A 20147-nucleotide genomic window follows, 5' to 3' on the forward strand; every position below is an offset into this window, starting at 1 on the left:
GCTCTGGCTGCCGCCCAGCCCGCCACCTCCGCCGAGCCCGCCGGCCCCACCGGTGGCCCCCGTCAGGCCGCCGCCCGCGCCACCAGCCGCAAAGTCGCCGCTGCCGCCGCCGCCGCCGGCCACCAGGACCCGGTTGGTCAGGGCCGTGCCCCCGGCGCGGATGTCGCTGGCCCCGCCGCCGCCATCCTGGTAGGTACTGGCACCGCCGCCGTTGTAGCCGCCAGCGCCCGCGGTCCCGGCTCCGCCCACCACCACGGTGAGCACCTGGCCCGGCGTCACAGCCAGCGTGGCCTGCACCCGCCCGCCCCCGCCCCCGCTGGATGCCCCGGCCATGTCCACGGCCAGCGACGTCACGCCCGCCGGCACGGTGTAGGTCTGCACCCCGCCCGTGTAGGCAAACGTCACGCTCGTTGCGGGCGGCGGGGTGGTGTCAGCCAGGGCCGCCACCCATCTGGTACCGTTCCAGGTGTTGAGCAGCCTGGTGCTGGTATTATAGATGGTCAGGCCCGCCGCTGGGGCGGCGATGGCGTCGCGCTGGGTCTGGCTCAGGCGCGGGGGCAGCAGCCCCTTGGCGGTGCTGCTCACGTCGAGCGCGGCCGAGGGGTCGGGGGTGCCGGCCGTGCCGATGCGCACGCCGCCGGTTTGGGCCTGAGCGGCCAGCGGTACAGTGGCCAGTAGCCCAACCAGGAGCGCTAGGCCCCGGCCCGCGCCGCGCCGCAACGGCGCCGAAATAGAGGAGAGACGTTGCATAAGAAAACGGAACATGGGATTAGCGAAAAGCGAATGAATGGTGGGGACTGCGGAGGGCAGCGGGGCCGGCGCTGCCGAACAGCGGCGTCGCGGAGAAAAAGGCGTCTTGGTTTGTAAGGAGGTATGCCAAAAAACCAAGGCAAGCGCCGGCCGGCAGGTGCGCCCACGGGGGCAATGCCCGGCCAGCGAGGCTGCCGCTCTTAAGGTTTTCCCACATGGGTTTGTTGCGTCCGTAACCCGTCGTTGGCTTTGTGTTGGGGCAGTGGCTGCAGTGGCCGCAACTGCCCCACAAAATTCCTCCTTTTCCGCCCAACACGTGTGCACATTCCTGCCAATCTTGCACAAACTGGAGGCTGAGCTGCATTTTGGCAGAAAATTGCACGTGCCCAGCGGGCCCGCTTCGCTGCTTCTGCCACTGTCGGGATTTCCCGCGTGTGCTTTCATTTTTCCCCACTCACGCGCTGCCCCTAACTGGCCCCCGGCGGCGCGACAACGCTCCCGGGCGCGCCACCCGGCGCGGGGGTGACGGCGTACGACGCGCTATGCCGCTCTCCGCGGCGCGCTAAGGACGGGGGGGACGGTAGTCGCTGGGCCGGCGGCCAAACCGCTCGACGTAGAGGTCGCTGAAGTTCCGGGCCGAGCCGAAGCCCACCGCCTCGGCCACCGCCGCCACCGTGCCGAAGCCGCCCGCTTCGAGCAGCAGCCGGGCTCGGTGCAGTCGCATTTCACGCAGCCAGGCCGCGGGCGTAAGGCCCGCCAACTCGCCGAGCCGGCGGTAGAGCGTGCGCTCGCTCACGGCCAGCAGGCGGGCCAGCTCGGGCGGGCCAAACCGCTCATCGGCCAAGTGCGCGGCCACGCGCGCCTGCCATTGCTCCAGCTGTTCGCCCGCCCCGGCTGGCGGCGGAGCTAGAACTTCGGCCCCGCCTGTCTCCGCCGCGACTAGCGCGGCCACTGCAACAGCGGCCGGCTCGTTCACCTCTTCCACCGGCCGGGCGGCAAATTGGCGGCGCACGTCGTGGCGGGCCAGCAGCGTGCGCACCCGGGCCAGCAGTTCAGCTGGGGCGAAGGGTTTGGTCAGGTAATCGTCCACGCCCACGGTGAGGGCGGTCCGGCGGTGGGCCGAATCGGCCCGGGCCGTAAGCATGAGCACGGGCACGCCGGCCCGCGCGGGGTCGGCCTTGAGGCGGGCCACCAACTCCGTGCCGCTCAGGCGCGGCATCATGGCGTCGGTGGCGATGAGGTCGACGGGCGCTTCGCGGCTCAGCAGCTCCAGCGCCTCCTGGCCGTCGGCGGCGGTGAGCACCTCGCAGGTGGAGGACAGCAGCTCGCCCAGGTACTCGCGCAGGTCGGGCTGGTCTTCCACCACCAGCACCCGCGGACGGGAGAAGTATGCAGGGGAAGCAGCGACGGCATCCGTTGCGGTGGCTCGCCCGGTTCCTTCGGCCTCCCCGTCCTCAAATCGAGCCGCTTTAACGGCATCACGCTGGGCTTGCATCTGCTCGTCCGTCGCTACCTCCGCCGGGAAACGCAGGGTGAAAGCGGCGCCCTGGCCCGGCGTGCTGTTCAGCGTGAGCCTGCCGCCCAGCAGCTCGGCCAGCTCGCGGCTCAGGGCCAGGCCCAGACCGGTACCGCCCTGCGCCTGGCTTTGCGGGCTTTGGTAAAACCGCTCGAACACCCGCTCCTGCTCGGCCGGCGCGATGCCGGGGCCGGTGTCGCACACGGTCAGGGTATAGTACCCGTCGGCGGCGGGCAAGACGGCCGTCAGGCGCACGGTACCGCTGGCGGGGGTGTGGTTCAAGGCGTTGCCTAACAGGTTGGTCAGAATCTGGTCCACTTTGTCGGCGTCGAAAAACAGGAACAGCTTCTCGGGCAGCGGCTCGGCGCCGTGCAGGGCCAGGCCCCGGGCGGCGGCCAGCGGGGCAAACGACGCCACCACCCGCCGCAGAAAAGGTGCTACGGCCGTGGGCTCGGGCTGCACAGGCAGGCGGCCGGCCTGCAGGCGCGTTAGGTCCAGAATGCGGTTCACCAGCTCGTGCAGGCGCCGGGCTTGGCGGTGGGCCAGGGCCACGGGCGCGCGCGCAGCTGGGGGCAGCTTGTGCGCGGGGTTGCTCAACAGCCCTTCGAGGGGCGCCAGCACCAGCGTGAGCGGGGTGCGCAACTCGTGGCTGGCGTTGGCAAAAAACTGGTTTTTAGCCGCGTCCAACTCGCCCAGTCGCTCGGCCTGGGCGTGCAGTTGGGCGGTTTGGACGGCCAGCCGCCGGTTGAGGCGGCGGGTGATGTAGAAGGCCAGCGAAATGGCCAGCGCCAGCAAGGCCAGCAGCCCGGCCCCGGCCCCGGCCAGGCGCACCAGGCGGGCCTGCTGGCGTTCGCGCTCGGTGAGGTGGGCAATCTGGGTGGCCTGCTCGCGGGCACGAAACCGGCCCTCGGTCGCGGCTAGGGCCGCAAACTGCTGGGCCTGCCGCAGCGTGTCGGTGATACCCTGAGTGCGACAGGCGTACAGGTAGGCGCTGTCGTAGCGGTCAACCCGGGCATAAGCCTGTGCCAGCTGTTTAGTGGTTTGGCTCAGGGGCAGTGAGCTGTGTAGTTGCTGGTAACTCCGCCGCAGCGGCCGCAACAAGGTCAGCGCGACGACCGGCTCTCCCATGGCCAGGGCAAAGCCCGCCAGCTTCTGGCAGGACTTGCGCTGGGAAGAGGTGGGGGTTTCTTGGGTGAGCAGGGCCACGGCCTCGGCCAGCAGGCGGCGGGCACGTTCGGGCTGCGCCGCGTGCTGCTGCCAAGCGGTTAGCCCCAGCGTTAAGGCCCGCGTCTCCGTGTAGGCAAAGTCCTGGCCCTGCCAAAGGGCCGTCGTCGTGTGGGCCGAAACCCCGTGCAGCAGCCAGGCGCGGGCGCGGGCCAGCCAGGGGGCCGCCTTCGCGGGCGCTCCGGCCTGCAGCGCCAGTTGCGCCGGCACCAAGCTGAGGCCCGTGATTAGCAGGGCAACATTGGGGTCGGCGCGTCGGGCAGCGGGCGAGGTCCCCGCCTGTAACATGGCCGTGGCTTCGGCAACCAGGGCGGTGGCGTCGGCGTCCGACCGGCGGCTGTGCCCCTCCAGCACCAGGGGTAGGTAATAGTTCAGCAACACGTCGGCCAGTATCACCCCCGCTCCGACCCCGGCGGGAAGTTGCTGTTCGTAGCGGCGCGCAGTGGCCAGCGCCTGCTCATAGGCGACTTCGGCCTGGGAATAGTTACCCTGGGCCGCGTACGTTTCGCCTATCAAGCTCTGCATCCAGCTAATACCGGCCAAGATGTGCTGCTTCTGGTAGAGGTTCCGGCCCCGCTCGTAGTAGCGCAGGGCCTGCGGCAAGCGGCCTAAGGCGCGATAGGCTGAGCCGGTATTGGCCAGAATACCGGCCAGCGGGGCTTCTTCCAGCCAGCTGATAGCGGCGGGCTGGGCCGTGGCCGGGGATGGCACCGAACTGCTGTCGAAGCCCGCCACGCGAAACTGCCGGGCCGCTTGCCGGTAGTAGTAAAGTGCGCTGTCGTAGTTGCCACGCCAATAGTGCTGTATCCCGATGGTGTGAGCCAACTTTATTACCTCAACCGGCAGTTGCTTCCGTTGCCGGACACCGGCCAGCCGCCAAGCTCTCCCCAGGTAATAGAACGCGGAGTCGGGGCGATGCAGGGCTAAAAAATCATTCGCCAAGCGCACGCACGCCCGCAGTCGGGCCAGCGAGTCGGCAGGCCAACGGGCACGGGCTGCTTGCAGGCGGGCCAGGTCGGCGGGCCGGAGTGGTGGCCGGGCCAGGGAACGGGGCCGCGGGCGCAGGGTATCGGCGCGCCGGCTGGCCGGCGCGCGCTGTAGGGAGTCGTGGCGGGCATCCCCGTGGGCTTGGGCCACGCGCACGGCCGGCAGACCGCGCAGGTCGTGGGCGAGGGCCGCCGGGCGGGCGTCGGCGAATGCAAGCCCAGGCAGTAGAAGCAACGCGCCAAACAGCCTGCGAATCAACTTTTTTCGGCGGCCCGGACCAGACAACTGCTGGAACAGTTCTATAATACAGTGCATAACAGCTTCATAACAAGCGCGGTGCTCGGGCCTAAGAGGCGTCAAAAATATGTCCCAATCTTGTTGTTCGGCGCCTCTTTCACCGGTCAGGCTCAATAGAGAACGGCGGCTGGCTTACGTGTTCCGCGATGCAGCGCGCCGGGATTTCTGCACCAGCGTCGCTTGCAAGCGGCTTCGGCCCAAACCGGATTCCCAGCGCCTGCACCCGCGGCTTTTCCTGCGCTACCGCTCACCATGTCGAGAACTGCCGATACGTCGGGTGCTGTGGTGCCGATGCCCACGTTGTTAGTCGGGGTCTGGTGGGCCAGCAGCCCCCGACCGAGCAGGAAGGACTAGCTGGAGCCTTTACAGAAGTAAAACGCCGGGGAGGAAAAGGTTTTCATCATTTATAATAACGAGCGTGTCAAAATAGGAAAGCAGGCGGCAACGGGTGGGGATGCCCACGAATGGGCAATGTTCACCGGAGCCGTTTCGCCCTGGCTTTCACGCTTGGTACTATCTCACCCATACTCCATCGTTGGTCCTGCCCCTGTGGGAGCCAGTCATGTGCCTACAGGCGCTATCTATGCTTACATAAAGCTCCTAATTCCCACACCAAAACATGTGCGCATTTCTGCCAATTTCGCACAAACGAGCTTTTGTGCTGCATTTTGGCAGGGATTTGCGCTTGTTTAAGGACCTAGCTCTGGGTTTCCCTAGCAGTTGAGCTTGCCACACGGGCTTTGCCGCTGCCCTGCAGCTTGGCGGCGAGTTACACTTAGGACATGCGTTAATGACCAGAGAAGTGGCGGGCGGGACCAGCGGGCGTAACCGTGAAGGTCATCAGCTCCACTAACGGAATTAACCGTTCAGTGAAAGGGTCCAAGTAGCGAAACGAGCCTATTACAATGCCGGCTAGTGCGGTGCGCCGTTCAGGGGCAAGGCCACGGAGAAGGTGGTGCCCCGGCCTTCCTGACTCTCCACGCGGAGCGTGCCCCCGTGCCCCTGCGCGATGATATCATGGCTCAGACTCAGCCCCAGTCCGGTGCCTTCGCCGGTGGGCTTGGTGGTGAAGAAGGGCTGGAATATCTTGGCCAGTACCGCGGCCGGCATGCCCGGGCCGTTGTCACTCACCCGGATTTCGACGTGGCCGTTCACCCGCTCGGTGGCCACTCCGACGGTGGGCGCGTAGCCCGCCTCGCCGGTCTGCTGGCGCTGGCGCACGGCGTAGAACGCGTTGTTGAACAGGTTGAGCAGCACCCGTCCGACATCGGCGCCCACGGCCTCGACCAGCGGCAAATCCGGTGCAAAGTCGGTTGTCAGCGCGGCGTTGAAGCTTTTGTCTTTGGCCCGCAATCCCTGGTAGGCCAGGCGCAGGTATTCGTCGCAGAGCGGGTTGAGGTCGGTCGGCGCCCGCTCGCCGGTGCTTTGGCGTGAGTGCTCCAACATGCCCTTCACAATGCCCGCCGCCCGGCGGCCGTGCTCGGTGATTTTGCCCAGGTTCTGGCGCACGTCGGCGGCCAGGGCCGCTACCTCTCCCGTGTCGCCCGCCGCCTGGGCTTCTTCCAGCTCGCTCATCAGCTCGGCGCTGACTTCGGAGAAGTTGTTGACGAAGTTGAGCGGGTTCTGAATCTCGTGGGCGATGCCGGCGGTTAGTTCGCCCAGGCTGGCCATTTTCTCCTTCTGAAGGAGCTGCGCCTGCGTGGCGCGCAGGTTGGTGAGCGAGCGCTGCAGCTCGCCGGTGCGCTGGGTCACCTGCGTTTCGAGCGTTTCATTTTGAGCGGCCAGCAGGGCTTGTTTCTCCTGCTCCTGGGCCAGGGTTTGGGCCGAAAGGCGTTCGACTTCGCCCAGCTTGACTGCCAGCAGTTGGGCATCGAGGGCAAACTCTCGGGCCAGGTACAGCGAAATGGCCAAGACCGGAGCCAGGCCCGCCAGTGTCCACAGCGCCCCGTAAATGAGAGGATAAGCGTCCAACGACGCCCACTGCGGAAACAGGGCGTCCAGCGCCACCATCGCCAGCACCAGCAGCAAGCCCGTGGCAAAGCCGCTGCCGACCAATAGGCTCCCGCGTTGGCGACGCTGCACGGCTTGCCACGTCAGGCGAATCTGCATCAGCGTCGTCCCCACGAAAACGCTCAGGTAGGGCCAGGAAGAGGGGGGGGCGCCGAGCAAGTTGGAATACGCCTGCCAGGGCACCAACAGGCCGGCTAACAGGCACAGGCCCGCGTACACCCAGCCGGGCCGCATGCCAAACAAGGCGTAGAGCGCCCGCAACCCGGCAATAAATCCGAAATACAGCACCGCATACCGGACGATGGAAAGCACCAAGCTGGTCCCTCCCAATACAAGGCGTGGCGGGTAAAGAACGTTGAGCAAATAGTCCGCCACCGCCAGCAGCGCATACAGGGCGAAGTAGGCGTTGGCGCGTTGGGCCGGGTTGTGGCGAAAAAACGCCACGTGCAGCAAGCAGAGCAGCAGGAACATCCCGGCTTTCAGGGCCGAGAGCGAATCCGCGATTTTCGCTTGCTCCGCTTGCTGGCGCAACTGCGGCTGTTTGCACAAGCGAAGCTCAAAATCCATTAAATGCTCGCTTGGGACCCGCCAGGCCCGCCCGGGCAGCGCGGGCCGGTAAGGGGCAAAGCGGACGGCCAACAGCAGTTCCGGCCCAGGGCCGGACCAAACCAAGTCCATATTCAGCAGCGAGCCCCGGCGGCTGACGGGCCGCACCCGGGCGGGGAGGGTGCTGAAGATGCCGGAGCGGCCGATGCGGCGGCCATCGGCGTACACTTCCAGGCCCGCCGATTGTTCGGCCAGTTGCAGTGCCAACGCCTGGGCCCGCAGGCTATCAACCAGGCGCAGGCGCAGCCGAAACCACCCCGCGCCGGCGCGGGCGCGCACCGGGAGCGGCAAGCCATTGCGGGCCACGGTAACCGTATCCCAGCCGCTATCATCAAAGCCCGGCTGGGCCCAGGCGGGGTCGTCGCCGGCGTGGTAGCGCCAGCCCTTTTGTAGCAGCAGGCCGGCGGCGGGCAGGGCATTTATGCGCAGCGCAGCGGTGTCGGCGGGGGACCGCGGCGTGGCCCGGGCGGGCAGGGCCAGCAGCCAGATGGCCGCCAGCAACAGAACGTAACGCATGGGGCAGGGCCACGCCGCCAGCCCTGCGCGGCAGTGGAATGAATTAAAGGGAAAGTTGGGCTTTGAACAGGCAAGCTACGACCCAATGGGGTGCTTTTTACCCGCCACCGGGGTGACAACCAACAATGTTGGAAATGCCAGTGCTGACCGAGGGCGTGAGTTTAAGCAAAGGGTGGATTTCGTATTCTATTTCCCAAATCCACGCTGCCCCATGTGGGCTGGCTCATTCATCGCCTTAGTTAAAAGAGGGCAAAAGTCGCATGTGCTCACTCTTTCAGGAATTGTCCACGAAGGAGGCAGGTGCTATTTAATATCCAGCCGATTAAGTTGGCTCATAAACTATGGGTCAACTATGATGGCACTAACCAGTTGGCCATACTGCCATGCTTTGCATTAATCATTTACTAGATGATGTTAGCTATGCTGGTCCTCGGCTCCGTATGGCGTGCCTTTCTGGTCCTACTCGTGCTATGTAAGAGTTGCCTGCGCTTGTACTAATGAGCATACGAACGCGGGCAGCCCCGTTAATCGAAGCCAGAGCAATTCGCGTCGAGCGGCAACTTTACTAGGGCGCTGATGAGACCTGTTTCCTTTAAGCGTGCTGGTAATTGAATCACGATATCGTGGCAATGGGTTTGTTGTCAGGTACTGGCTCGCAAATCCGTGAGTGGGCTCAAATAATTTCCAAAATCGGATAGGGGTATTAAAGACATCGTGTCTCTTAGAGTCAGCCAAGTCGGCATCGCGGGCATTGGTCGAGTGACTGATTCAAACGGCCGATTACGTGGCCCCTGGCCCGCCAAGGCATTCATCTTTGATATAAAACCGCAAGGAATGGGTTGCGCCCGCCTTGCGGCCCCATACTACTCCTCATTTAGCGCTCCGCCATGCAACGTTTCGAAGACGACACTGACGGCCTGCTCCGCACGGTATTGAAAGCCGATGAATATGCCCGGTTGCAAGCCAAGCGCGCTTCCCGGAAACGGGTCCGGATTTCTGGGAGGCGGCCACCCGAGTAAGAAGAGCTCGCGCGCCAAGTCCCGGCTTGTCGCATGATGCTAACTATACCAAAGGGGAGCGGAGCGACCTGCCGCACTGCGCTGATTAATAGTCTTTCTGCGCGGCCAAGGCAAGTAACCTGCCCCTTTACAAGAACCCTGGTTCAGCGCGGCTGGTGCACGGAAACCACCAGGCTGAGCCGTGGTAGTGCGGCGCAGGTGCCCTACCTGAGGTAAGGCACCTGCGCCGCCATGTTTGATTCATTTTTCACCATTTCTTCCAACTTTTATGCGGATTTCTTCCCTCCTACGACTAGCCAGCGCGGCAATGCTGCTGTGCTCCATGAGCAGCTTCGGCTGCGAAAAAGAAAATGTCGGCCCCAACGGCGGCTGCCAGAAGAAAACCACGACGACCACCACCACGACCACCACGACGACTGGTACCACTAAACCCGGCGGGGCCAGCTAAAATACCCGTGGCGGCTCCGTGGCCGCCGCGGGCTTGGTGGGGCCTGGCCTTTCTCTGCGAAGAAAGGCCAGGCTTTGCGGCCGGATTTTGCGCTGGCGGCGTGGTTTTTTCATGCTATGCAGCGGGCGGCTTACTCGCAACAGTTGATTGCGCTCATTCAACCCCCTTTTTCCTTAACCAAGGTGCTACCCTATTCATCTACCAACCGCAACCGACCATCTCCGCTGCACGAAGCAGCAAGCGACCTTATCAAAGCCTATTTGCCAGCAGGTCGCCCCCTCACGCCCACGATGCACCTGCGCGATGAAGTCGGGCTGGATTCGCTTGAGTTTGTGGAGCTGGCAATGCGTCTGGAAAGCCGCTTCCGGGTGACGCTGCCCGATGAACAAATTGGCAAATGGCAGACGGTGGCCGATGTGTTGCATTGCCTGGACCAGTTTGTGCCGCAGCAAGTATCGCAGGCCGTTTAGCACCTGATATTTTGACTACACCAGCTACCGAATATTTGGGCAGGATTGTGACTGCCGCAGGTTTAATGGGCCGATACCAAAGGGCCCTGTTGCTGGTGGCGGGCCTGCTCGCGGCTGGTTCCGCCGTGGGCCAAACCGCCGAAACAGGGCAACGGCCGATGCCCGCCGATAGCAGCAGTCACCGGCCAGAAACGGATGTTTCCGACGTGGCCCGCCGCCTCTTTCCACGCCTGCTTTCCTCGGCGCGCGACACGGCGGCGGTAGCGCCCGGGCGACGGTACACGGTGCTGCTGCCGGCGGTGAGCTATTCGCTGGCCACGCGCGGCTTGGCCCAGGTGGCCAGCAGCACCGCCTTCCGGCGCCCCGGGGCCAACATGTCGAGCGTGGTGGCGTCGCTGGCTTACACCCAGAACAACCAGTTGGTATTCAGCACCATTTCCTCGGTGTGGACCGCTGCCAACCGCTACTACCTAGTGGGTGACTGGCGCCTGATGCACTACCCGCTAAGTACCTACGGCCTGGGCATGCACACCACCGTAGCCAATGCCATTCCCATGGATTACAAGTACCTGCGGCTGTACCAGAGCGTGCTGCGCCAGGTGCGACCCCGCCTGTACGCGGGCCTGGGCTACCAGCTCGATTACCACTGGGACGTGACGAGCCAGCAGAACCAGCGGCCCGTGGCGGCCGTGTCGGAGCACCGGCAGGGCGTGCAGGGCAGTTCCACGTCGTCGGGCGTGGCGCTTACGCTGCTCTACGACAGCCGCAGCAACGGCATCAACGCCGTGGCGGGCGGCACCTACCTGAACCTGCTGCTGCGCTCAAATAATGGGGCCCTGGGCAGCGACGCCAACTACCAGTCCATCATCGTCGATGCGCGCCGATACCTGCGCCTGCGGCCCGGCTCGCGCAATGTGCTGGCCCTGTGGTCCTACGACGCCTTTGTTTTTGGCGGGCAGGCCCCGTTCCTCGACCTGCCCGGCACGGGCTGGGATACCTACAGCAATACCGGCCGCGGCTACATTCAGGGCCGCTACCGGGGCCAGGGCTTCCTCTACACCGAAGCCGAATACCGCTACGGCATCACCCACAACGGCCTGCTTGGCGGGGTCGTTTTCGTGAATGCCCAGAGTGCCTCGGAGCCCCGCCGCCAGCGGTTCGACGCGGTGGCCCCCGCCGCCGGCGTGGGCCTGCGCCTGAACATCAATAAGCACACGCGCACCAACCTGGCCGTGGACTACGGCGTAGGCCTGCAGGGCTCTCGGGGACTGTTTTTCAACTTTGGAGAGGTGTTTTAAATCCTTTGTAAGTATGCAGTTAGCTGTTCTCGCTCGCTCATCTCTGCGGTCCTGCTGGGGGTGCTTGCTGCTTTTGCTATTCACGGGGTTGAGGGAAAGCACGGCCCACCCCATGCCCAACTCCCTGGTGGTGCTGGACCTGCAGCCGGGCGGCGTGGCCGCCGAGTTACAACTGCCGCTCAGCGAATTGGAGCCGGCTTTTGGGCACGACATCGCTCAGCATCCCCAAAGCGTAGTGACCACCTTCGGCCCTGAGTTGCGGGCCTACCTTGCCCGGCACGTGCGCCCCGTTAGCCCGGACGGCCGGCCGTGGACGGTGCGCGTGGGCGAGCTGCAGGTGCACGCGGCCGAGCAAACCGCCACCGGGCCCTATCAGGAGCTCACCGCCCAGCTGTGGCTGCAACCGCCGGCCGGGGCCAGCCCGCGCACGTTCACGCTGCGCTACGACGTCATCCTGCACCAGGTCGTCACGCACGTGGCGCTGGTGTCGGTGCGGCGCGACTGGGAGGCGGGCCGCGTGGCCGCCGATGCGCTGACCGAAGTGGGCATCATTCGGCTCGACGTGGTGAACAACGTCATTCCCCCACTGGAGGTAAATCAGGGCGGGGCCGGCGGCGGCTGGTGGGCCGGCTTCCGGGGCATGGTGGGGCTGGGGGTGCGCCATATTGCCGAGGGCACCGACCACCTGCTGTTTCTATTGGTGCTGCTGCTGCCCGCGCCCCTGCTGCTGGACGACAAGCACAGGTATATGAACCGGCGGCGCATCCCCATGGATGTGCGCCGGCCGCGCTGGGGGAGTTTTGGCGGGGTGCGCTACAGCGTGTGGCGCCTGTTGGCCATTGTGACGGCCTTTACCCTGGGCCACTCGCTCACGCTGCTGCTTGGCGCGCTGGGCTGGGTGCGCTTGCCCGCGCAACCCGTGGAGGTGCTCATCGCCGTGTCCATCCTCGTGTCGGCGGTGCATGCCTGGCGGCCGCTGTTTCCGGGCCGGGAAGCCTACGTGGCCGCGGGCTTCGGCCTGGTGCACGGCCTGGCCTTTGCCGGCACGCTCGCGGGCCTGCACCTACCGGCCGGCCCCTTGGCGTTGAGCATCCTGGGGTTCAACATCGGCATCGAACTGATGCAATTGCTGGTCATCGCCCTGACGGTGCCGTGGCTCCTGCTGCTCAGCCAGACGCCGGCCTACCCGGCGGTGCGCGTGGCGGGAGCCGCGGGCGCGGCCATCGCGGCAGTGGCGTGGATACTGGAGCGCACCGTGCTGCCCACCACGCCTTTTTCAGCGGGTATTGCCCGGGTGGCGGCCCTGGCGCCTTGGCTGTTGGCGGCTTTGGCGGCCGGGGCGCTGCTCAGTTACTGGCGGATGCGCCGCCGGGCTCCGGCCGCCGCCTGAGCCCCACCTATTCACCCTCAATTTTTTGGTCTTATTGTTCAACCCTTACCCCAGTCGTGATGAATAAATTCGTGTTTGTAGCTCCGCTGCTGCTTGCGGCCGCGACCTACGAGAAAGTAGCCGAGCTGTTGGCGCCGGCGGCGGCACCAACCTATGTTGCGGCACCTGCAGCAGCTCCCCAGACCACTGCGGGCGCTAAAAAAGCACAAGGCACCGCCGCCGTTTCCGACGTGGTGAACGCGGCCAACGCCTTCCTGGCCACGCTCACCGCCGCGCAGCAGAGCACCGTGCTGCAAACGTTCAACGCGGCCAATGTCGTGAAGTGGTCGAACTTCCCGATTGCCGGGTACAACGGGCGCATCGGCATCCGCCTCGACGCGCTGACCGCCGCGCAGCGAACCGCTGCGATGGCCGTGGTGCAAGCTGCCACCGGCACCCTGCCCAACGAAGGCTTCAACGAGATTCAGCAGATACGAACGGCCGACGATTACCTGGTGTCCGCTGGCAGCAACAGCGCCATCTTCGGCAGCAACATTTACTTCATCGCTTTCCTGGGTACGCCCAGCACCACGGGCACGTGGATGCTGCAATGCGGCGGCCACCATTCGGCGACCAACATCACCTTCGGCGGCGGCAACGTGACCGGTGCCACCCCCAAGTTTGAAGGCGTGGAGCCGCTGACCTACACCGCCCCGAACGCCAACGTGCTGCCCACCGGCACGGCCTGTGCGCCCCAGGCCCAGGAGCAAGCCGGGATGGTGGCCCTGATTAGCGGCCTGACCACGGCGCAGCAATCCACAGCCCGGCTCACCCAAACCTTTAACGACATTGTCATCGGGCCCCAGCGCGACGGGCAGTTTCCGGCCACGCGGGTTGGCTTGCCGGTGAGCCAGCTCAGCGCCGCCCAGCAGCAGCTGGTGATAGACGCCATGGCGCCCTGGGTGCTGGACGCGGACGACGCCACCGGAGCGGCGCTGCTGAGCACCTACCGGTCGCAGCTGGCCAGCACCTACATCGCCTATTCGGGCACCGGGGCCTTCAACACCGTCTCGGATTACGTCCGCATCGACGGGCCTAACGTGTGGATTGAGCTGGTTGTGCAGCGGGGAGCCGAAAACCCGGCCATTGTGCACTACCACACCGTGTACCGCGACCGGGCCCGCGACTACGGCGGCAATTTCTACGGCACCTACACCACCGCGCTAGGCACGAAAGCGGCCGCCGCGGCGCAGACGTTCTCGGTATTTCCCAACCCCACCGCCGGCAGCCGCGGCCTGCAAGTGAAGCTGGCCAAACCGGCCGCCAAGGCCTCGTACACGCTGCGCAACGTCCTGGGCCAAACCATCGCCACCCACGCCTTTGCCGGCGAGTCAGTGGAAGTGTCCACCCAAGGCTTGGCGCCCGGCACCTACGTGCTCAGCCTCGAAGCCGACGGCCAGGAGCCCGTCACCCACCGTTTCGTGGTGGAATAGGCCCTGCCAACGCGCAGCCGGTTAACAAAAACAGCAGCTCCGGCCATAAGGTCGGAGCTGCTGTTTTTGCTTGACTTCTGGTTGGTTAGTTGCCCCCGTAGTCGCTCGTTCGGTCCCGCCAGACGGAGTGTGGGTGCACCGTGCCCGGAAAATCCCGGCTGGGTTGCGCCGAGTATTCGAGCCAGAGACTTGGGCCGTCCAGCCGCACGTATTCGTCGCCCTGGCTCAGGGTGCCGCTGCCGACGTAGGCCAGGTAGGTATCGGCCAGCTGGGTGGTGTAGCGGGCCAGGATGGGCGCCGCCGTGGCCGGGTCGAGGTCGTTGACGTAGCGCTTAATGGCTTGCAGGGCCAGCTGCTGCTGGGCAGCGCTCAGCTCGCCCAGGCGCAGGCCCTGCCGGGTGGCGGGAAACTGGCCGTCCTGGCCCGGCCCCAGAAGCACGTCCCGGAACGAAGTCGACAGTTTGGCCGTGGCCTGCTGCGGCGGGCTGAGGCTGCCCAGTAGCGCGGCAAAGGCTTGCCGCTCCTGTTCCATGGGCTGGTAAGTGCGGCCGTTGGCTTTCACCGGCGTCATCGGCTCCACCCCGCGGAAGGAGGGCGTCACGCCGACGATTTTGCCGGCCTGGTAGGTGTTGGCAAAGGCGAAATGGTGCCCGCCGTACTGCAGCTCCCAGCGGCCGGTGAGGCTGGGTGTGCCCAGAAACGCGAGGAGGTAATTGCCCGCGCCAAAGGTGTCGGTTTTTCCCGTGGCCTCGCCCAGATATGTATCGGCCGCCAGGCCGCCTTCCAGCTCCTCGTAGCCTTCGTTTGTCACCCCAGCGGCGAGCACCGACGCCATCAGGGCTTTGGCGGCCGCCAGCTGGGTAGCGCTGAGCGAACCGAAGCGCAGGCCCACGCGCTGGGGCCGCGAGAAGGCCTGCGGGAAGTTCGACCATTTCGCGGCGTCGGCTTTGGCATAGGGCCGCTGCACTAGCGCTAGCTGGTCCGGCGTCAGGGTGGCTTTGAACGCGTCGGCCAGGCAAATCACCTTCGCCAGCCCCTTCGCCGAGCCGCAGTCCGGGGAGGCTGCGGTGGGGCTCTTTCGGGCGGGCCCGGCCACCGCTGGCCGCAGGTGAGGCAGCACAAAGAAGGCAGGCAGGAGCAGCAGCGTCATGCCGGTAATCAGGGAGGGGGTCTTCATGACTTCAAAGTTGGCGAAGGAGGGTTGCAAAAATGGCGTGGTCCCAAGCGACGGGCCGGCGGCTGGTAGGCTGTTAAACGGAAAACCATCAGCTGCCCCGCTGGGCGACTGATGGTAGTATTCCCGCAGACTGGTTGCCGCGTCATGTGCGTTAGTTGCCGCCGTAGTCTTTGGTTTTGTCGCGCCACACCGAGTGCGGGTGCGTGGGCGAGAGCACAATGCCGTTCTGGCACGTGTACTCTATCCAGACCGAAGGACCGTCAATCCGAGCGTAGTCGTTGCGGGTTGTCATGGCCGTGGTGCCGGAGAAGGACACGTAGGTGTTGTCTAACTCACTGGCGTACTTGGCCATGATGGTGGCCGCGTCGGCGGCGTCTACATCGCCCACGTAGGTTTGGATGGCCGCCAGCACCAGTGCTTTCTGCGCCGCCGAGAGGTTGCTGCCTTTGATGCCAACCGGCGTGGCAGGGAACGCGCCATCCTGCTGCGGCCCGAGCAAAATGTCGCTGAAGGTACTGCTTAGCCGGGCGGTGGTTTGCTCACTCGACGAGAGGCCATTGAGCATGGCCGACAGCGCATCTTTCTCTTGCACCAGCGGCTGGTTGCTGGTCCCGTTCCAGTTAAACACCGCAAACGGCTCCACGGCCCGGAACGAGGGCGTTGCGCCTACCAGCACTCCGTCTTTGTAGGTGTGCGACACGGCTAAATGGTGCCCGCCAAACTGGATTTCGAAGGTGCCCGTCAGGGCCGGCGTGCCGAGCAGGGCAATGTAGTAATTGCCCGCGCCGTAGGTAGTGCCGCCGCCGTTGGCCGCCAGGTACTCGTCGGCGTTGATGATTTGCTGAATCTCGTCCCAGCCCTCGTTGGCCGCGGTGCCGGCCACTTCTTTGATAAGCGCCTTGGCGTACTGAATTTGGGTGGTGGTCATCGCGCCGAAGTTCAGGCCCACGCGCTTGTTGGCACTCGACACCAGGCCTTGCGGCAGGTTCGACCATTTTTTGGCTTCGGCCACCGAGTAGGTCCGCTGCACGGTGGCGAGCTGCGTGGCGTCGAGCTGCGACTTGAACGCCTCGGCCAGGCAAATGACCTTGGCGATGCCCGTGGCCGACGTGCACGCGGTGACGGCAATCGGCTCGGGGTTGGCGGCCGTGTTGCTGCTGGTGGTGGTTACGGTGTCGTCTTTCGAGCAGGCCGTAAAGCAGGCCGCAGCGGCTACGGCGGCCAAGAAGAATTTAATACGCATGGCGATGCAAGGGGCTGAAAAGGTTGGGGTGAAGTATACCGGTTAGCATCCGCGCACGGCTTTATTAGCTGATTTAGTTACGTTTATCTTTTTGCCCTGAACAGAACAACAGGCTTTAAACAGGGCCTGCTTCATTCTTTTGTGGCTGCACACCCCTACCCCCCCGCAAGACTTCGTTGAAAGCACATCTGTGGGAAGCCGGGTCCGAGCTAGGCCTTTGGCGGCCGCCGTCCGGAGCGGTATTGGCGCTTGAGGGCGGTCCGCTGGCCCTGATATTTGGCGAAGTCGTTGGCGGACAGCAGAGTCCGAAGTTGCTCGTTATCGGAGTCGGCAAGGTGGTGAGCTGGCAGCTTCATCAGTTGAGAGTATGAGTTTGGTGGAGGTATGAAGGGCAGAAACGAACTCCGGCAAAGCTCGGCGGCCCGCTCCCCGGAAAGGTGCTTGATTCGGCCACTGTGCCTTTCTCATCGACCAGCCTGTCGCTTGATGCGCCCAATACCGCCCAGAGGCGCCCATTTTGATTTCGCCTGCGTAGACGGATGGTTTGGTAGAGCTGGGGAGGCATTGCGTCGATATGTTTCGCCTTCTGTGGCCTTGTTACCTCCACCTTCGCGCACCTGGTGCCTGCCTTGGGTACGTGAAACACCTGGTTTCTCGTCTAATCCTTCCCGTTGCCTATGCCTGCTGCTGACCCCGTAACTGCTGCTCCCCTCACCGAACGACTGGAGCGCTGGCAGGACCGGATTCGCGAGCCTTCCCTGACGGTGCTGCTCCTCGGGCAAGTGCTGCTGCTGTTCGTAGTCACGCCCCTTTCCAGCGCCCGCGTGCTTACCTACGCATCGGTGAACGCGCTGCAAATCCTGCTCCTGTTCATCGCCTCCTTCGCGTTGCCTCGCCGCAGCAAAATGCTCCGGGGGCTCGTCCTGGTCTGCGTCGCGGCAATGCTCGGGGTGACTTTTGTTGGGTCGAACCAATACATTGGCCTGCTGCTGCGCATGGTCGGGACCCTGAGCATCACCCTGGCCGTGGGCCGGGCCGTGTTTCAGGCGCAACGCATCACCACGCACCAGCTGCTGGGGGCCGTCGTGGTTTACCTGAACATGGCCCTGCTGTTCATGGGCGGCTTTATTGCTCTCAATACGGTCTTGCCCGGAGCCTTCACCACTGTTGCCGGGGCTGCCCTGAAACCGGGCGAACTGCTGTATTTCAGCCTCACCACGCTCACCTCTACCGGGTACGGCGACATTGTGCCGGTGCACCCGCTGGCGCGCAGCCTGGCCAACCTGGAAGCAGTGCTTGGGCAACTGTTTCTGGCCATTTTGCTGGCCCGCCTCGTGAGCCAGCACACGCAGCGCTAACCGCCGCAAATAGTCGCCCGGCCTGCTTATTATTGCGGGCCCGGATTGGTCCGAAATGCTTTTCCTGGTGGCGCTGGGCGGCCTGGGTTCGCCACTGCCTGCCTCCTCTTCGTAGTCCGTTGCATGGCCGCTCCCGATGACGCTGCGCTGAATGCCCGCCTGACGCAGCTGCGCCAGACCGACCCGGCGGCCTTCATCGAACAATTGTTCAAGACCTTTTACGCGCCGCTTGGGGCCGTGGTGTACCGCGTGGTGCCCGACCGCGACGTGGTAGAAGATATTCTGCAGGACGTATTTCTGCGCCTGTGGCAGGGCATCGAGGCCTTGCCGGCCATCGATTCCTACCGGGCCTACCTCAACCGCATGGCCCTGAACGCGGCCCTGCGCCACCAGCAGCGCGCCCAGCGCCAGGTGGCCTGGGACGATGCCCCGCCCGACACCGCCCCCGTCGCGCCCGATGCCCTGGCCGGCCTGCACGCCGCCGAAGCCGCCGATGCCGTGGCTGCGGCCCTGGCGCAGCTGCCGCCCCAGTGCCGCATCGTGTTCGAGCTGAGCCGCTACGAGGAAATGAGCTACCAGCAGATTGCCGAAGCCCTGGAAATTTCGCCCAAAACGGTGGAGAATCAGATGGGCAAGGCCCTGCGCATTCTGCGCCGCGAGCTGGCCGGCGTGCTGAAAAACCTGTACGGGCTGCTGCTGTGCGGCGGACTGGCGTTGCTCAGCCGGCACGCCCCGCCCACTGCCGCCCCCGCGACGCCCGGCGGCCAGCGCGCCCATCCCGCTATTTTTGGGGGCCGCGTGGGGGTAACGCCCCCGTCGCGTATCTAGTAGTTATACCGGGCATGTGTCCGGGCCTGAATTCATTATGACGCAGAATTACCCCGACCCGGTTGATGCCCCCTGGGCGCTGCTGGCCCGCCACCTGGCTGCCGAAGCGACGGCCAGCGAGCGGGCGGACCTGCGCGCCTGGGTGCAGGCCGACCCCACCCACCTGCAAATCCTGACGACCGTCACCCGCGCCTGGGAGCGGGCCGCCGAGGCCGCGCCCGCCCCGGTGCTGTTCTCGCCCGCCGACGTGGAAGCCGCCTGGCAGCGTTTCCGCCCCCTGATGGCCGCCGCGACGTATCCGGCCCCGGCAACCGAGCCGGTGACCGCGGCACCCGCTGCCCCGGCCGCGCAACCAGCAGCCGAACCATTGGCGCCGCCCGCCGCCCGTCCCATCTGGCCGCTGCAGCGCCGCGCCGCCGCCCGGCGCTGGCAGTTGGTGGCCTCCCTGGCCCTGCTCCTGGGTGTCGGATTCGTGCTAGCCAGAACGTGGCTTTTCAAGCCGCAACAGCACATGGTCAGCTACGCCAGTGCCGATGGCCGCCGCCAGATACGGCTGCCCGACGGCAGCACCGTCTGGCTCAACGCCCATTCGCGGCTGCGCTACACCGGCGCGGGCCCCGCGCCGGCCCACGGCCTGCGGGCGGTGCAGCTCACGGGCGAAGCTTATTTTGAAGTGCAGCACAATGCCGACCGACCCTTTATCGTGAGCACCGCCACGGCCCGCGTGCGGGTCACGGGCACCGCCTTCAACGTGCGCGCCTACGCCGCCGAAGACTCGGTGGAAGTCAGCGTGACCCACGGCCGCGTGTGGCTCACCCATCTGTCGGCCGCCGACAGCGTGCAGCTCACGGCGGGTACCCGCGCGGCCCTGCACGCCGCCGACGCCCCCGGCCGCATTGCCGCCCGCCTGCAAAGCCAGCCAGCCGCCGACCCGAATTTCCGAGCCTGGCAGACCGATACCCTACGCTTCGCCGATGTGCCCGTGGCCCAGGTAGCCCGCACGCTGCAAGCCAATTTCGGCACCGCCGTGCAGCTGAGTACGCCCGGGCTGGGCCAGTGCCGCTTCACCGGAACGTTCCCCCACCCGCAGCCCGCTCAGGTGCTGGCGGTGCTGGCAGCCGCCACGGCCAGCCAACTGGCGGACGATGGCCACGGCGGCTACCTGCTGCAGGGGGCTGGTTGCGGCGCACCCGGCCGCGCTACCCGCCGCTTCCGCACCGGCCACCCAGCCTTCCGGCCGTGATTAAGCCGCGTGGGCATAACTCCCGGCAGTGGCATGTCTGGCGGTTGCTGGTGGTGGCGTTATGGCTTGGCTTAGGCGCTGGGCGGGCGTGGGCGCAACCAACCGACCCAGTACTGGCGCGGCTTGTGCGCCCCACTCCGGGCACCCGTCCGCTCGGCGAGGTGTTAGCCGAGCTTTCGCGCCAGGGCCACTTGCCCTTAAGCTACAGCAGCTCGCTGGTGCCCGTGGCGCACCCGTGTCGCTTACCGGCTGGTCCGGCCCGGCCGTTGGGCACGGTTCTGGGAGAGGTATTGGC

At 65.5% G+C, this 20147-nt stretch carries 13 protein-coding genes; 8 read left to right on the forward strand and 5 right to left on the reverse strand.

Annotated elements, in window-relative coordinates; genetic code table 11:
• The 3 genes from Q4S41_RS20790 to Q4S41_RS20800 all read right to left on the reverse strand — a co-directional run.
• Positions 1 to 750 (reverse strand): glycine-rich protein (locus Q4S41_RS20790; protein WP_305033058.1); only part of this gene is annotated, 750 nt, incomplete at its 3' end.
• A 562-nt stretch (positions 751 to 1312) separates the two neighbouring features.
• The gene (locus Q4S41_RS20795) at positions 1313 to 4711 is read right to left on the reverse strand and encodes an ATP-binding protein (protein ID WP_305033059.1); all 3399 of its coding nucleotides are present in this window, start codon (positions 4709 to 4711) and stop codon (positions 1313 to 1315) included.
• Between the two features lie 975 nt (positions 4712 to 5686).
• The gene (locus Q4S41_RS20800; protein WP_305033060.1) at positions 5687 to 7906 is read right to left on the reverse strand and encodes a sensor histidine kinase; all 2220 of its coding nucleotides are present in this window, start codon (positions 7904 to 7906) and stop codon (positions 5687 to 5689) included.
• 1287 nt (positions 7907 to 9193) lie between these two features.
• Between Q4S41_RS20800 and Q4S41_RS20805 the strand changes: the two genes are divergently transcribed.
• From Q4S41_RS20805 to Q4S41_RS20825, 5 genes are all read left to right on the forward strand, one after another.
• Positions 9194 to 9373: a hypothetical protein gene (locus tag Q4S41_RS20805; RefSeq protein ID WP_305033061.1), complete on the forward strand. Its 180-nt coding sequence runs from the start codon at positions 9194 to 9196 to the stop codon at positions 9371 to 9373.
• 116 nt (positions 9374 to 9489) lie between these two features.
• Positions 9490 to 9843 carry an acyl carrier protein gene (locus tag Q4S41_RS20810; RefSeq protein ID WP_305033062.1) on the forward strand — a complete coding sequence of 118 codons (354 nt, stop codon included), beginning with the start codon at positions 9490 to 9492 and terminating at the stop codon, positions 9841 to 9843.
• 65 nt (positions 9844 to 9908) lie between these two features.
• On the forward strand, positions 9909 to 11141 hold the full coding sequence (locus Q4S41_RS20815) for a hypothetical protein (protein ID WP_305033063.1): 1233 nt from the start codon (positions 9909 to 9911) through the stop codon (positions 11139 to 11141).
• A 112-nt stretch (positions 11142 to 11253) separates the two neighbouring features.
• Complete coding sequence (locus Q4S41_RS20820) at positions 11254 to 12531, forward strand: HupE/UreJ family protein (RefSeq protein WP_305033064.1); 1278 nt, start codon at positions 11254 to 11256, stop codon at positions 12529 to 12531.
• 59 nt (positions 12532 to 12590) lie between these two features.
• Positions 12591 to 14003: a DUF3500 domain-containing protein gene (locus Q4S41_RS20825; RefSeq protein ID WP_305033184.1), complete on the forward strand. Its 1413-nt coding sequence runs from the start codon at positions 12591 to 12593 to the stop codon at positions 14001 to 14003.
• A gap of 85 nt (positions 14004 to 14088) precedes the next feature.
• On the opposite strand, the gene Q4S41_RS20830 is transcribed toward Q4S41_RS20825, so the two are convergent.
• Both Q4S41_RS20830 and Q4S41_RS20835 read right to left on the reverse strand, forming a co-directional pair.
• Positions 14089 to 15180 carry a DUF3500 domain-containing protein gene (locus Q4S41_RS20830; RefSeq protein WP_305033066.1) on the reverse strand — a complete coding sequence of 364 codons (1092 nt, stop codon included), beginning with the start codon at positions 15178 to 15180 and terminating at the stop codon, positions 14089 to 14091.
• Positions 15181 to 15331: 151 nt separating this feature from the next.
• Entirely contained in the window at positions 15332 to 16423 is a 1092-nt protein-coding gene (locus Q4S41_RS20835; protein ID WP_305033067.1) for a DUF3500 domain-containing protein, read from the reverse strand.
• A 677-nt stretch (positions 16424 to 17100) separates the two neighbouring features.
• Here Q4S41_RS20835 and Q4S41_RS20840 point away from each other — a divergent pair.
• From Q4S41_RS20840 to Q4S41_RS20850, 3 genes are all read left to right on the forward strand, one after another.
• Entirely contained in the window at positions 17101 to 17781 is a 681-nt protein-coding gene (locus tag Q4S41_RS20840; protein WP_305033068.1) for a potassium channel family protein, read from the forward strand.
• 123 nt (positions 17782 to 17904) lie between these two features.
• Positions 17905 to 18609 (forward strand): RNA polymerase sigma-70 factor, encoded by a 705-nt coding sequence (locus tag Q4S41_RS20845; protein WP_305033069.1) that lies wholly within the window; start codon positions 17905 to 17907, stop codon positions 18607 to 18609.
• Between the two features lie 37 nt (positions 18610 to 18646).
• Positions 18647 to 19852 (forward strand): FecR family protein, encoded by a 1206-nt coding sequence (locus Q4S41_RS20850; protein ID WP_305033070.1) that lies wholly within the window; start codon positions 18647 to 18649, stop codon positions 19850 to 19852.
• Positions 19853 to 20147 lie beyond the last annotated feature (295 nt).

Source organism: Hymenobacter convexus (assembly GCF_030580955.1).
Lineage (GTDB): Bacteria > Bacteroidota > Bacteroidia > Cytophagales > Hymenobacteraceae > Hymenobacter.